Below are 14,772 nucleotides of genomic sequence, written 5' to 3' on the forward strand. Positions count from 1 at the left end.
GGCTAGCCTGGAGTGGTCCCGCTCCGGACGACCACCCGATTCACATCGTAAGGAGATCAGCAGCCGTGATGCGCACGCACGAGGCCGGCTCGCTCCGTGCCGACCAAGCCGGGCAGTCCGTCACCCTCGCCGGATGGGTGGCGCGTCGCCGTGATCACGGTGGAGTGATCTTCATCGATCTGCGTGATGCCTCGGGAGTGGCGCAGGTGGTCTTCCGCGAGGGTGAGATGGCGGAGCGTGCCCACCGGTTGCGCGCCGAGTTCTGCGTCCGTGTCACCGGGGAGATCTCGCTCCGGCCGGAGGGCAACGAGAACCCGGAGATCGCGACGGGTGCCATCGAGGTGACCGCGACCGACCTCGAGGTCCTCTCCGAGTCGGCTCCGTTGCCCTTCCCGGTGGACGAGCATCTCGACGTGGGCGAGGACGTCCGGCTGCGGCACCGCTACCTGGATCTGCGTCGTTCCGGGCCCGCGAAGGCGATCAGGATGCGCAGCGAGGCCAACCGCATCGCGCGGGAGGTGCTGCACGGGCGCGAGTTCGTCGAGGTGGAGACTCCCACGATGACGCGCTCCACCCCGGAGGGTGCCCGCGACTTCCTCATTCCGGCACGGCTGCAGCCCGGCAGCTGGTACGCGTTGCCACAGTCGCCACAGTTGTTCAAGCAGCTGCTGATGGTCGGTGGTCTGGAGCGTTACTTCCAGATCGCCCGCTGCTACCGCGACGAGGACTTTCGCGCCGATCGGCAGCCGGAGTTCACCCAGCTCGACATCGAGATGAGCTTCGTCGACGCCGAGGACGTCATCGACGTCAGCGAGCGGGTGATCCGCGCGCTGTGGCGCGAACTGGCCGACCACGAGATCCCCGCTCCGATTCCCCGGTTGCCCTACGCCGAGGCGATGGCGCGCTACGGGACGGACAAACCGGACCTGCGGTTCGGTGTCGAGCTGACCGAGTTGACCGACTACTTCCGCGATACCCCCTTCCGGGTTTTCCAGGCCCCCTACGTCGGAGCCGTGGTCATGCCGGGTGGTGCGGACCAGCCCCGCAGGCAGCTGGATGCCTGGCAGGAGTGGGCCAAGCAGCGCGGTGCGAAAGGACTGGCCTACGTGCTGGTCGGCGCCGACGGCACGTTGTCCGGCCCGGTGGCCAAGAACCTCTCCGAGCAGGAGCGTGACGGGCTGGCCAAGGCGGTCGGAGCCTCTCCCGGGGACTGCGTGTTCTTCGCGGCCGGACAGCCCGGCCCTTCGCGTGCGTTGCTCGGGGCGGTCCGCCTGGAGGTCGCGGAGAACTGCGGACTCGTCGATCACGACGCCTGGTCGTTCGTGTGGATCGTCGACGCCCCCATGTTCGAGTCCGTCGACGACAGCGACGACGTCGCCGTCGGTGCCGGTCGTTACACCGCTGTGCACCACCCCTTCACCGCGCCGGTGCCGGAGTGGGCCGACAGCTTCGAGCAGAACCCGGAGAAGGCCCTGGCCAACGCCTACGATCTCGTGTGCAACGGTAACGAGATCGGCGGTGGTTCCGTCCGTATCCATCGCTGGGAGATGCAACAGCGAGTGTTCGAGGTGCTCGGTATCTCCAAGGAGGAGGCCGACGAGAAGTTCGGTTTCCTGCTGGAGGCATTCCGGTACGGTCCGCCCCCGCACGGTGGTGTGGCCTTCGGATGGGACCGCATCTGCATGCTGCTGAGCGACGCGGAATCGCTGCGTGACGTCATCGCCTTCCCGAAGAGCGGTAACGGGTTCGACCCGCTCACCGGCGCTCCCGCTCCGATCACCGCGGCGCAGCGCAAGGAGGCAGGGGTGGACGTCAAGCCCACCCGACGTGGGGGCGGGGAAGCCGAGCAGGCGGGTTCCCGGAGCTCCTGACTCCGTTGGCTTCTTCCGTTCGGTCGAGGAGTGCCGAGCCGTGTCGCCGCGTGGCACTACGACACGGTGCGTGGTCGCAGGGGTGACTCGTTTCGTGTTACCCCGCTCGAGACACGACCAACCGAGCAAGGAGTGAGCACGGTCTCATCCTGCGCTCCGACGGCGGAAGCTGCCCTCCCCGGTGCCGCCGGGGAGGAACTCTTCGGTTCGGGCGGTTTCACAGTGTCAGCCGATACTCCGATCGCGTGAAAACCCGTTACGCCTGCGGTGGCATACGGTTTACGGTCGGTGGCGAAATGCTGGCCGTTCGCCGTTCGGAATGTTTCGATCTTTCGGAATGTTCCCCTCTTCGGGAGGGTTCTCGTATTTCGGAGTCGCCCGGCTCCCGGAGCCGTTCGGCGTCGATCTCCGTTCTGCTGCCACGAGCGGAGGCGGGTAACGCGCCGGGCAGTAACGAGTGGAGAACATCGTGCAACCACTGTGGTGATTGGTTCGTCGTCGGAACGGGTAGTTCACCTCGGTGGCAAGGGTTGCCGAGCGCTCGGTGGCCGCGTAACCGTTGAGGGTGGTGTTCTTGTGGGTACCGTCGGTACGCAAGGCCGTTACCCGAGTCGGGTGTAACTTAACCGGTCAGGCCCGTGGAGCAGCGGGCGGTGGCGGTAGGGTCTGGAGACGATGAGCGTGGAAATCACCACCGGTCCGCCGGAGGTTCGTGTGCCCGCGAGTGCGGAGGTTACCGATACGCTCGGTACTGCTGAGACCGTGCTCACCCGGAGAATGGGGGCACCCGTCCGGCTTGCCGACCCGGAGGACCTGGGCGGTAGCGGTCGGTCGGTCGTGATGCGGGTCCGGGTCGCCGAGACACCGTTCGAGTTGCCGCGCACACTCGTGATCAAGCATTACGGAACGGTTCCCGGCAAGGGCCACTCGGATCCGTTCGCCCACGAGGCGGCAAGCTGTCAGCTGGCCACCGCACTTCCACCGGAACTGCGCGTCGGGCCGGAACTGATCGCTCAGGACACCGAGAAGCGGCTGTTGGTTCTGGAAGACCTCGGCCGCGGCGCGAACCTGGCCGATGTGCTGTTCGCCGACGATCCGCGCGCCGCCGAGCGTTCGTTGTTGGCCTGGGCTCGTGCGCTGGGCAGGCTGCACACCTCGATGGCGGGCAGGGAAGCCGACTTCGACGCTCTGATGCGTAGGCTCGGGCTCGAGTCGTGGAGCGATCCGGTCGCCGACGACATCCAGCGCTCGTTGCGGGAACTTCCCGAGCTGTTGGCCAACACCCTGGATCTGTCGTTGCCCGAGCAGGTGCGAGCACGGCTCGATTCCGCCGCCGGGCTGTTGGGCTCGACCAAGTACCGCTCCTTCAGCCCCTCCGACATCTGTCCGGACAATAGTCTGGTGACTGGTAACGGGGTGCGTTTTCTGGACTTCGAATGGGCGTGTGTCCGTGATATCGCGCTGGATGCCGCCTATCTGCAGTTCCCGTTCCCCTCCTCCTGGTGCTCGTACGCCATGCCCGCCGGACTGGTGGACAACATGCTCGCCACCTGGCGTTCGGAGATCGTCGAGGTGTGGTCGGACCTGGACGACGACGCCGTGCTGATGCCTCGCCTGCTGGACGCGCAGCTGCTCTGGGTTTGGGTGTCGACCTGGTGGTTCCTCCCCCGGGACGGCCAGTTGGACGGACCCATCGACGCCCACATGCCTTCGCCGCGTCGAAGCACCGCGCTCGCCGACCGTTGGCAGCGCTTGGGCAAGGATGCCGCTGCCAACGACATGCCGGAGATCGCCGAGTACGCGGAGCGGATGGTGCAGGCGTTGGTGGAACGATTCGGTTCCGGAGCGTTGGAGCTGCGGTCGTACCCGGCCTTTCGCTGAACGTGATCTCTCACGCGGCGAGCTGCCGCGTTTTCGTCCGCCACGGGCGGAGGCTCCTTCTCCGGGGCCGGTTCCGAATGGGAGCCGGCCTTCCGATGGCCTCGTGCCCGCCGTCTCGCCCGTTCCTACCGGGAAATTCCTCGGAGCTCCCGTGTTGCCGCGCCGCTCCGGTAGGACTGTACGGGGAGCCTCGCACGGGCCTCATCGGTGGATAACCGCAGGTGGATAACCGCGGGTGGGCACCGCTGTTCGGGCAGTCCTGTCGGGTTCGAGCGGAAACCAAGGAAGACGTAGTCTTTTCGTGTATTCCTAATATTTGGGAAGAGGCCGCTTGTGCGCTGTGTGGTAACTTACACACGAAAGCGGTATTGATTTTTCGGGCATCGCGCTGACCTGAGAAAATTTTCGTGTTCGGTGCTTCCGCTGTCCGCCACGCGTTTTTCCATCCTTTCGGGTTAATTTTGGTTTACTCCGAGTACACATTTCTCCGGTAATATCGGAAATGTCCGCGTTGGGTGGTGGACCGATACATCCGACCCTTGGTCGGAGCTCGGTCGGTAGTCGGAGGTGGCAGTGTCGGGGGTGACAGTGAAAGCCGGGATGAATTCGGCGCTGCGGGCGGCGTTGTTCCTGCTGTTCGCTGTGGTCCTCGTCGTGCTTTCCCCGCTGCACGCGGTCGGTGCCGCGGCACAGGTCGGCAGGGCCGTCTCCGGGGAGTACAAAACGGAGCACAGCGCTCCTTGCGAGAGCGAGAAACTCCGCAAGCGCCCCAGCGTGGCCGAACTCGGCAGAAGGGTCGGGCGGCGCACCGAGCGGTCGTGCAGCAGACGGAACCGCACGACTCTTCCCGGCAGGCAGCGCTTCGCCACCGGGGAAGAGGTCGAAAACACACGTGGTGCGGTCGACTCGACCGTGAAGTGCAGATCCGCCCACTCCCAGGCGAGACTCCAGGTCTACCGCAGGTGATTCGTCAACCGATTCGGTTCGACGGGGACCTGCGCCGCTCGCGAGGTCCCTTGCCTCGTTTACGCGGCAGCGATGGTGGGAGTCGGGGCACGTTCGGTTCGCCGACTGCCAGGCCGAGCTGTAGCACGTTCCGGTCCACAGGGCACAACGCTCGCGGGCTTCCTCGCCGAATTCTTCTCGCATCGACGCGAGTCCGTTGGAAATCCATTCCGGGAAGCTGTCCGCAACGCGGGTTCTTTCGAGTCTTCTCCGCACCGGGAGAAAGCGTGCTCCGGAGGAACCAGCAGCGGTACGGACGGTGAGCCGAGCGAGTAATCCGAATACCCGCTCGGGGCTTCCGGAACGGATTCCCACTCGTACCAGCGACACATTTCGACTGATGACCCCTGCGGGCCCACGTGTGTCCGAACGCGGACACGGGCCTGTCGACTCTCGCGGAGTGAATCGTGACCACACAACTCGAATCGACCCGGCCCACGCGGTCGGGCTCCCTCGGCGAACACATCCGCCGGAACAAATCGGTGTTCGGCTTCGACCTGGGTGCTTCGCTCGTGGTCTTCCTGGTGGCGTTACCACTGTGTGTGGGAATCGCCGTGGCTTCCGGTGTGCCCGCCGAACTGGGCATCGTCACCGGCATCGTCGGCGGCATCGTCGTCGGTTGTATGCCGGGCAGCACCATGCAGGTCAGTGGACCCGCGGCAGGTCTGACCGTGCTGGTCGCCTCCACGATCGCCGACCACGGTCTCGCCGCGCTGGGAGTGGTCGTGCTCGGAGCGGGGCTGCTGCAGATCGCGATGGGGTTGACCGGCATCGGAACCTGGTTCCGCGCGATCTCGCCCTCGGTGGTGCAAGGGCTGCTGGCCGGGATCGGACTCGTACTGATACTCGGCCAGATCTATCCGATCGGAGGGCTGGACCAGCCCTCGCACACCGGTGCCAAGTTCGCCGGGCTGCCCGAACTGTTCCGGGCCGTGTTCACCACCCCCGCGGGGCGGGCCGGGCTCGCCATCGCGGCGGTGACGCTGCTCACCATGGCGCTGTGGGGCCGGTTGCCCCAACGCTTCCGGACCGTTCCCGCACCCTTGGTGGGAGTCACCGTCGCGGCGGCGCTCACCTACGCGTTCGGGCTCCCGCTGGAGACGATCCGGGTCGGTTCGCTGCTGGAGACCATCAATGTCACCACTCCCGGTGACTTCGGTGCTGTTACCAGCTTCGCGGTGCTCGGATCGATTCTGACCTTCGCGCTGATCGCTTCCGCGGAGAGCCTGTTCAGCGCGGCGGCGGTGGACCGAATGCACGACGGTCCCAAGACCCGTTACAACTCCGAGCTGGTGGCGCAGGGAACCGGGAACGCGGTCTGCGGAGTACTCGGCGCTCTACCGATGACCGCGGTGATCGTGCGCAGTACCGCCAACGTGCACGCGGGGGCGCGGACCAAACTCTCCCGCGTGCTGCACGGGTGCTGGCTCCTGCTGTTCGTGATGCTGCTTCCCCAGCTGCTCTCCTTCATTCCGCTGGCCACCCTCGGAGCGCTGTTGGTGCACGCGGGATGGAAGCTGCTCGGAGTACGCCAGGTCGCCAACCTGATCCGGGAACAGCGTTCGGAGGCGTTCATCCTGCTGCTTACGGCTGGGACGATCCTGGCCACCGACCTGCTGATCGGTGTGCTCACCGGCATCGCGGCCGCGGTGATCAAGACCGCGTGGGAGGTTTCCGGACTTTCCGTGGAGATCGAGCACGACGAGAACCACGCCCGGGTGCGGTTGCACGGCAACGCCACGTTCCTGCGGTTGCCGCAGCTGCAGGACAGGCTGGAACAACTGCCGCACACCAGTAGCGCTCATGTCGACATGACGCCGCTGCGGCATCTGGACCGAGCCTGCCACCAGAGCATCGAGCACTGGGCGGAGCAACGGCGCAAGAACTCCTGCGCCGTGGAGCTGGCCATGCCGGGCGCGCGCTGACAGCGAGATCCGCTGGAGGTGGCAATCCCGCGCCGTCCCGCACGACCGGTGCCGTACGGCGCGGGTAGCGTCGGGAACGTGACTGATGGCCTGTTCGACAACGGTTCGTTCCACGGCGGTCTGCTGGACGGCGGCCTGTTCGGCGCGGATGCCGAGGACCGCGCCGAACAGCGACTCGCCGAGAACGCGCCGCTGGCGGTGCGGATGCGTCCCCGGACGCTCGACGAAGTCATCGGGCAGGACCACCTCCTCGGCTCCGGAGCGCCGTTGCGCCGTCTCGTGGAGGGGGCGGCACCCGCTTCGGTGCTGCTGCACGGACCACCGGGCACCGGCAAGACCACGCTGGCCGGGCTGGTTTCCCAGGCCACCGGACGTCGTTTCGTGGCGCTGTCCGCGCTATCGGCGGGTGTCAAAGAGGTGCGTGGGGTTATCGAGGAGGCACGGCGCAGGCTCGGGCACTCGGGTGAGGCCACGGTGCTGTTCATCGATGAGGTGCACCGTTTCTCCAAGACACAGCAGGACGCGCTGCTGTCCGCGGTGGAGGACCGCACTGTGCTGCTGGTGGCCGCCACCACCGAGAACCCCTCGTTCTCCGTGGTCTCACCGCTGCTTTCGCGTTCGTTGATGCTGCAACTGCGACCGCTCGGTGAACATGAGGTCAGACAGTTGGTGCTCCGCGCCGTCAGTGAACAACGCGGGCTGGATGGCGAGTTCCGCTTGGACGAGGAGGCCGAGCAGCATCTGGTGACGCTGGCCGGGGGAGACGCGCGCCGCGCGCTGACGGCGCTGGAGGCCGCTTCCGAAGCGGCGGCCGCCACCGGTTCGACCACCATCGACCTCGCCACCGTCGAGGCGACGGTGGACAAGGCGGCAGTGCGTTACGACCGGGACGGTGACCAGCACTACGATGTCGCCAGCGCGTTCATCAAATCCATCCGCGGTTCGGACGTGGACGCCGCGCTGCACTATCTGGCCAGGATGATCGAGGCGGGCGAGGATCCACGATTCATCGCCCGCAGGCTCGTGGTGCACGCCAGCGAGGATGTCGGCATGGCCGATCCCACCGCGATGCAGAGCGCCGTGGCCACCGCCCAGGCGGTGCAGTTCATCGGCATGCCGGAGGGCAGGCTGGCGCTGGCCCAGACCACGGTGCATCTGGCCACCGCCCCCAAGTCCAATGCCGTGATCACGGCCATCGACGCCGCGCTGGCCGATGTCCGTGCGGGCAGGGCCGGAACCGTACCCGCGCATCTGCGGGACGGGCACTACGCGGGTGCCGAGCGACAGGGGAACGCCCTCGGGTACCGCTATCCGCACGATCGCCCCGAAGGGGTGCTCGAACAGCAGTACCCGCCCGATTCCCTTGTCGGGAGGAACTACTACGAGCCCCACGGGCGCGGTGAGGAACGAACACTGGCGGAACGGTTGCCGAAACTGCGCAACATCGTCCGCGGGGATCGCCAGTAGTTCCCGGGTGAAAGTCGCCGGCCCCTCCCATCGTGGTTCGCGATCCTCCCACGAAACGTCGGCTTCGGGTTTGTTTTCGGGTAACGTGCCGGTTCGGCCGGACAAGCCACGAGTCGACGACCCGGCCCTCGTCACGGTCGGGTTCGGAAGGGACGGATGAGTGAGTTCTCGGATCCTGGTCACCCGCTCGATTCCCGAGTCGGCGCTGCGACTGCTGGAGTCGGTGGGTGATGTGCGGCTCTGTAGCCAGAGCCGAGCGATGACCCCGGCGGAGCTGCACGAGGCCGTGCACGGTGCCGAGGCGGTGGTCACCATGCTGCACGACAGGATCGACGGCGAGGTCCTCGACGCCGCGGGGCCGTCGTTGCGTGTGGTCGCCAATGTCGCGGTGGGCTACGACAACGTCGACGTGCCCGCACTGGACCGACGCGGGGTACTGCTGACCAACACGCCCGGCGTCCTCACCGATGCCACGGCGGATCTGACGTTCGGGCTGTTGCTGATGAGCACCCGCAGGCTCGCGGAGGGGGAACGGTTGATCCGTTCGGGTACCCCCTGGGCGTGGCACTTCTCGTTCATGTTGGGCAGCGGACTGCAGGGTAAGACCCTGGGAATAGTCGGAATGGGCCAGATCGGTCGTGCCGTGGCACGCAGAGCGCGTGCCTTCGGCATGGAGGTCGTCTACACCGCTCGGAATCGCGTGGCTCCCGGGATCGAGCGCGAGCTGGACGCGAGTTTTCTGCCGCTGCCGCGGCTGCTGCGGGACTCGGACGTGGTGTCGCTGCACTGCCCGCTGACCGAATCGACCAGGCACCTGATCGACGATGCGGCCCTGTCCGCCATGAAGTCCTCGGCGGTGCTGCTCAACACCAGTCGCGGTGCCGTGGTCGACGAACGTGCCCTGGCACGCGCTCTTCGGGACGGCACCATCGCCGGAGCCGGACTGGACGTGTTCGAGAACGAGCCCGAGGTGGACCCGGAGCTGCTCGACCTGGACAACGTGGTGATGGTGCCGCACCTGGGTTCGGCCACGAGCGAGACGCGTACGGCGATGGCCGAGCTGGCCGCGCGCAACGTGGTCGGGGTGCTCGACGGCAGTGGCCCGGTTTCGCCGGTCAACGGTTGAGGCTCCTTTCGGAGCCCTGGCGGGGAACCGCGGGGCTTGGCGGGATACGATTCCGCGCCCCGCGTCAACCGCGGCGGAACCGTCCGCTCGCTCGTTCGCCCGCCACCCCCGCGGCCGCGGCGAGCGCGGGAAGCAGGATTCCGAGCAGCACCCACACCGGGCTCGGCAGCAGCATCCAGTGGTCGATCCGCAGGCCCAGGAACTCCTCCATCGGAGCACGCAACACCAGCGCCGCCGGGATTCCCAAGGCGGTCGCGGGGACGGCCCCGGCGAGTGCGACGGCAGCTGCTGTCGGCGCCCCGTGCTCGAACCGTTCTCGGGAGTCGTTCCGCCTGGCGGTGAACACTCCGAACAGCACCGCTCCGCCCAGCAGCCCACCGAGCGCGATGTAGCGCCAGGTGCCCACTGTGGCGATCATTTTCTGCTCCCGCAGCGGCAGCCGGAAGGCGCCGAGGCCCATCTCGCGAAGCCTGGAAGCCACCGCTCTCGGTTCGTACGACTCCTCGACCAGCACGCCGACCCGTTCGATGTTGCTGGTCTCCCGCAACTGGGAAACGGTCTTGCCTTCGCCCGCCGCGGCCACTCGGGCGGCGGTCACCGGCGCGAGATAGGCGGTCTGCGGTCCGTCCGCGTGCCACCGGGGGTCGTAGGTGGCGATCACCTCGAGTTCGATGATCGCCGAGCCCACACCCGGTGAGCGCGAGCCGTCCGCGGCCTCTTCGATTCCGGCCTCCGGCCTCGGAGGGGCCGGGAGCTTGTCGCTGTGGCTGAAGCTCAGCGTGCGCCCGAGGTGGCGGGTGAAGTTCACCCCCTGGCTTCGGGCCGGAAGTACCACCTGGCCGGGGAGTACACCCTCGGCCACCGAGCCTCCCGTGATCGGAGGGGACACGTAGCTCCCCCAGGAGTGCGTGGCCAGCGAGAGGCGCGGCATGCCGGTGCCCAACGGAGTCCGGATCGCCGACGGGTAGTCCGCGACCGCGTGATCGACCCCGGGAACGGAGCGGATCAGCTCCATCCGTTCGTCGTCGAGGCTTCCGAACGTGCCCTTGCTGTTCAGCGAGGAGATCACGATGCGCTGTGCGCCGTCGGCACGAAGCACGTCGCGGTCCGTCGCGGTCTGTATTCCGCCGCTGACTCCGGCCAAGGTGCTGACCAGAAACGTGAACACCAGCGTCACCAGCAGCGGCGTGCGGCTGGTGAACCCTGCCCTCAGTGCGGCCGATACGGCCCGCTTGCGCATTCGACGCGTCCCCTCGTACTCGTCCGGCGGAGCCCAACCCGGCCGGAAGAGCAATCTATCGTGCGGGTCGCGCGCTTTCACACCGACCACCCGTGCCAAGCCGCGTCCTCGTGCCCAAAGCCGCACACGTACCCGTGAGCGCGACGCGATAGCCTGGCCGCGATCATCGCCGCCGTTTCGAGGGCCTCGTCACGGTGGCCGCACGAATCGGCTGGAAACCGGGAGGATACGTGACGCCCACCGAGATCGCCGCGCTGATCGCAGCAGGTGCTTTCGTGCTGCTGGTCGTGCTGCTGGCGATCCCGTTGGTCAAGCTCGGCCGCACCCTGGACGAGGCGACCAACGCGATCCGCAAGGCGCAGGAGAACTCCGATCCGCTGTTCACCGGTGCGAACACGACGTTGGACCACGTGAACACGCAGTTGGAACGTGTCGACGGCATCACGGCCAACGCTCAGTCGGTCTCCAGCAATGTGTCGGCACTGTCTTCGCTGTTCACCGCTACACTGGGAAGTCCGCTGGTGAAGTCAGCCGCCTTCACCTACGGCGTGAGGAAAGCCCTGCGCGCCCGCCGAAAGCGCGACGAACAGGCCGCGGGTAAGCATTCCCGCAGGCGCAAAGGGGGTCGTAAGTGAGCCGTCTGTTCTGGCTCGGCGCCGGTGTCGCCGCGGGCGTGGCGCTGAGCCGCAAGGTCAATCGGACCGCGCGAAAGGCCACCCCGGCGGGTGTGGCCGATCAACTGGGCGATGCCGTCCGGGAGCTGGCGGAGGCGGTCGGCTCGTTCGGAGCGGATGTTCGTGCGGGCATGACCGAACGCGAACGCGAGCTCCACGACGACGTGGCCGAGCGCACCGGTATCGTCACCGGAGGCCGTGAGCAGCGGACCATTACGCTGCCGGACAATGGGAACCGGCAGGTGACACGGATGGCGGGAACGCTCGAGGAGACCGGTTCGCAGGGCCGGCGAGCTCGCAGGGCGGGGCGCTGACGTTCGCCGCGAGTCTCCGCTCACGCCGACCGGTGTCCCGCCTGCTCCGTGCCGGTAGCCCGCATCCGCGTAGAAGGACTTCATCGTGCAGACCCACGAGATAAACAACCGTTTCACCGAGCATTTCCGTGGCCGGGGGCACACCGTCGTTCCCAGTGCCTCGCTGATCCTGGACGATCCCAACCTGTTGTTCGTCAACGCCGGGATGGTGCAGTTCAAGCCCTACTTCCTCGGTGACGCGCCCGCTCCCTACCCGCGTGCCACGAGCATCCAGAAGTGCGTGCGGACCGCCGACATCGACGAGGTCGGCAAGACCACGAGGCACAACACCTTCTTCCAGATGGCAGGCAACTTCTCCTTCGGGGACTACTTCAAGGAGGGGGCCATCGAGCATGCCTGGAGCCTGGTGACCAATTCGCGGGACTCCGGTGGATTCGGTTTCGACCCCGACCGCATCTGGGTGACCGTCTACGAGCACGATCCGGAGGCCGAGCGGCTCTGGCAGCGGATCAGCGGGCTGCCCCCGGAACGGATCCAGCGCAGGGACGCGCACGACAACTACTGGGACATGGGAGTTCCCGGCCCCGGTGGTCCCTGCTCGGAGATCTACTACGACCGTGGTCCCGAGTACGGCGAGGAGGGCGGTCCCGTCGTCGACGAGGATCGCTACATCGAGATATGGAACCTGGTGTTCATGCAGGACATCAGGGGGGAGGGCAGCCCCAAGGACGGCTACCCGGTCCTGGGCGAGCTCCCCACCAAGAACATCGACACCGGTATGGGCGTCGAGCGGGTCGCCTGCCTGCTGCAGGGCGTGGAGAACGTCTACGAGACCGACCTGGTGCGCCCCGTGATCGCCAAGGCCGAGGAGTTCTCGGGCAAGCGCTACGGCGACGAACACGTCGACGACGTGCGGTTCAGGGTGATCGCCGATCACATGCGATCCGGCATGATGCTGGTCTCCGACGGCGTCACCCCCAGCAACGAGACCCGGGGTTACGTGCTGCGGCGGCTGCTGCGCCGCGTCGTGCGCTCCACCCGGCTGTTGGGCGTGCACGAGCCGGTGCTGGGTGAGTTCACCAAGGTGGTGCGGGACGCGATGTCGCCGGGCTACCCCGAACTCGCCAGTGATTTCGACCGCATCGACTCGGTGATCCGCAACGAGGAGGAAGCCTTCCTCGGCACCCTGTCGGCCGGTTCCAAGATCTTCGACACGGCGGTGGAGCGGACCCGGGAGCAGGGGGCCGCCCAGCTGCCGGGCTCGAAGGCCTTCCAGCTGCACGACACCTACGGCTTCCCGATCGACCTGACGCTGGAGATGGCGGCCGAGCGCGGGCTCTCGGTCGACGAGCAGGGGTTCCGCGAGCTCATGGAGCAGCAGCGGCAGCGCGCCAAGGAGGACGCGCGCTCCCGCAAGACCGCCCACGGCGACCTGTCCACCTACCGCACCCTGCTCGACGAGCACGGTGCGACCGAGTTCATCGGCTACACCGATCTGCGCTCCACCAGCAGGGTGCTCGGGCTGCTGCGGGACGGTGCTCCGGTGCCGGTCGCGGGCGAGGGAAGTCAGGTCGAACTGGTTCTCGACCGCACCCCGTTCTACGCCGAGGGGGGTGGCCAGATAGCCGACACCGGCAAACTGGTCGGTCCCGGCGTGGAGCTGGAGGTCACCGACGTGCAGCAGGCGGTGCCCGGCCTGTCCGTGCACCGCGCCAAGGTGCTGGGTGGTGAGGTCGCGGTCGACACCCGGCTGGAGGCGGGCGTCGACGCGGAACGCAGGCATGCCATCGCCCGTTCCCACTCCGCCACCCACCTGGTGCACGCGGCCGTGCGCGACGCCTACGGCAAGCGTGCCGCGCAGGCCGGTTCGTTGAACTCCCCCGGCCGGATGCGGTTCGACTTCACCGCCCCCTCGGCCGTCTCCTCCGACGTGCTCGGCGGTGTCGAGGAGGAGGTCAACGAGTACCTGCAGCAGGACGTCGAGGTCAATTCCTACACCACCTCGATGGACCGGGCGATGGAGCTCGGGGCCGTCGCCCTGTTCGGTGAGAAGTACGGCGACCGGGTCCGCGTGATCGACATGGGCGATTACTCCAGGGAGCTGTGCGGTGGCACCCACGTGGGCAGCATCGGGCAGCTCGGTGTGGTCAAACTGGTCAACGACTCCTCGGTCGGTTCCGGGGTGCACCGCGTCGAGGCCCTGGTGGGCATGGACGCGATGCGCTACATCAACAAGGAGCACATGCTCGTCAACGAACTCGCGGACAGGTTCAAGGTCAAGGCCGAGGACCTGCCCGAGCGCATCGACAGCATGGTCACCCGGCTCCGGGATGCCGAGAAGGAACTCAAGCAGCTGCGGGTGGCCAAGGTGTTGCAGTCGGCGGGCGAACTCGCCGGTGGTGCCGTCGACATCGACGGTGTCAGCCTGGTGGCGGTCCGGGTCGCCGACGGCGTGGACGGCAACTCGTTGCGAGCCCTGTCCGGTGAGGTTCGCGGTAAACTGGGTTCCCGTCCTTCGGTCGTGGCGCTGTTCTCGGCTGACCCGGACACCGGCAAGGTCGGTTTCGTCGTCGCGGTCAGTCCGGGCGCCCAGGATCGGGGGGTGGCAGCGGGCGAGCTGGTGCCTTCCTTCGCCGCGCACATCGGCGGTCGGGGCGGCGGGAAGGCCGAGATGGCCCAGGGCGGTGGCTCCGATCCCTCGGGCATCGAGACCGCGATCGAAGCGTTGCGCAAGGAGCTGGAGCAGGTGGTGGCACGGGCGTGAATCCCGAACGCTCCGAAACCGAGCCGAACCGGGGCGGCTCCGGCCGTGACCGGAAGGACCCGGGCCCCGGCAGACGTATCTGTGTGGACGTGGGCCAGGCACGGGTGGGCGTCGCGGTCAGCGACCCGGCGCCCATCCTCGCCAGCCCGCTCACGACGCTCAAACGGGACAAGTCCCGCAAGTCCGATCTCGACGAGCTGGCCGAGCTGGTGCGCGAGTACGAGGTCGTCGAGATAGTGGTCGGCCTGCCGGTCACCCTGGCGGGCAGGCACGGCCCCGCGGCCGACATGGCACGTTCCTATTCCGACGCGCTCAACGCCAGGACCGGCGATGTTCCGGTACGGCTCAGTGACGAACGACTCACCACCGTGACGGCCACCAAGGTGCTGTCCGATCGCGGGATCCGTGGTAGGCGTCAACGGGACGTGGTGGATCAGGCCGCTGCGGTCGAGATCCTGCAGTCCTGGCTCGACGCACGCGGCCGGAGCGAATGAGAGGACCCCGG

General features: G+C 67.3%; 11 protein-coding genes. 10 read left to right on the plus strand and 1 reads right to left on the minus strand.

The genetic code is table 11. The annotated features are described in order from the left end of the window. Nucleotides 1–65 precede the first annotated feature (65 nt). The 6 genes from aspS to ACOQFL_RS01210 all read left to right on the plus strand — a co-directional run bounded on the left by aspS (nt 66) and on the right by ACOQFL_RS01210 (nt 9,275). Nucleotides 66–1,871: an aspartate--tRNA ligase gene (gene aspS, locus ACOQFL_RS01185; protein ID WP_435542205.1), complete on the plus strand. Its 1,806-nt coding sequence runs from the start codon at nt 66–68 to the stop codon at nt 1,869–1,871. 675 nt (nt 1,872–2,546) lie between these two features. Continuing rightward, nucleotides 2,547–3,752 carry a phosphotransferase family protein gene (locus tag ACOQFL_RS01190; protein WP_435542206.1) on the plus strand — a complete coding sequence of 402 codons (1,206 nt, stop codon included), beginning with the start codon at nt 2,547–2,549 and terminating at the stop codon, nt 3,750–3,752. A gap of 582 nt (nt 3,753–4,334) precedes the next feature. Continuing rightward, nucleotides 4,335–4,718: a hypothetical protein gene (locus tag ACOQFL_RS01195; RefSeq protein ID WP_435542207.1), complete on the plus strand. Its 384-nt coding sequence runs from the start codon at nt 4,335–4,337 to the stop codon at nt 4,716–4,718. A gap of 446 nt (nt 4,719–5,164) precedes the next feature. Beyond that, entirely contained in the window at nt 5,165–6,682 is a 1,518-nt protein-coding gene (locus ACOQFL_RS01200; protein WP_435542208.1) for a SulP family inorganic anion transporter, read from the plus strand. Nucleotides 6,683–6,760: 78 nt separating this feature from the next. Further along, complete coding sequence (locus ACOQFL_RS01205; protein ID WP_435542209.1) at nt 6,761–8,149, plus strand: replication-associated recombination protein A; 1,389 nt, start codon at nt 6,761–6,763, stop codon at nt 8,147–8,149. A 160-nt stretch (nt 8,150–8,309) separates the two neighbouring features. Next, a complete protein-coding gene (locus ACOQFL_RS01210) occupies nt 8,310–9,275 on the plus strand; it encodes a 2-hydroxyacid dehydrogenase (RefSeq protein ID WP_435542210.1) in 966 nt (321 codons plus the stop codon). Between the two features lie 64 nt (nt 9,276–9,339). Here the strand turns inward: ACOQFL_RS01210 and ACOQFL_RS01215 are convergent, their stop codons facing one another. Next, nucleotides 9,340–10,515, minus strand: coding sequence for a hypothetical protein (locus ACOQFL_RS01215; RefSeq protein ID WP_435542211.1), 1,176 nt, complete (start codon nt 10,513–10,515; stop codon nt 9,340–9,342). Nucleotides 10,516–10,745: 230 nt separating this feature from the next. Between ACOQFL_RS01215 and ACOQFL_RS01220 the strand changes: the two genes are divergently transcribed. The 4 genes from ACOQFL_RS01220 (at nt 10,746) to ruvX (ending at nt 14,761) form a co-directional block, all read left to right on the plus strand. After that, complete coding sequence (locus ACOQFL_RS01220) at nt 10,746–11,150, plus strand: DUF948 domain-containing protein (RefSeq protein WP_435542212.1); 405 nt, start codon at nt 10,746–10,748, stop codon at nt 11,148–11,150. Then, complete coding sequence (locus ACOQFL_RS01225) at nt 11,147–11,503, plus strand: hypothetical protein (RefSeq protein ID WP_435542213.1); 357 nt, start codon at nt 11,147–11,149, stop codon at nt 11,501–11,503. The genes ACOQFL_RS01220 and ACOQFL_RS01225 overlap by 4 nt, the downstream gene beginning before the upstream one ends. Nucleotides 11,504–11,588: 85 nt before the next feature. Further along, nucleotides 11,589–14,267, plus strand: coding sequence for an alanine--tRNA ligase (gene alaS / locus ACOQFL_RS01230; RefSeq protein WP_435542214.1), 2,679 nt, complete (start codon nt 11,589–11,591; stop codon nt 14,265–14,267). Next, nucleotides 14,264–14,761 (plus strand): Holliday junction resolvase RuvX, encoded by a 498-nt coding sequence (gene ruvX, locus ACOQFL_RS01235; RefSeq protein ID WP_092628463.1) that lies wholly within the window; start codon nt 14,264–14,266, stop codon nt 14,759–14,761. The genes alaS and ruvX overlap by 4 nt, the downstream gene beginning before the upstream one ends. Nucleotides 14,762–14,772 lie beyond the last annotated feature (11 nt).

Origin of the sequence: Actinopolyspora sabaoui (assembly GCF_051225635.1) — a bacterium.
Taxonomy (GTDB): domain Bacteria; phylum Actinomycetota; class Actinomycetes; order Mycobacteriales; family Pseudonocardiaceae; genus Actinopolyspora.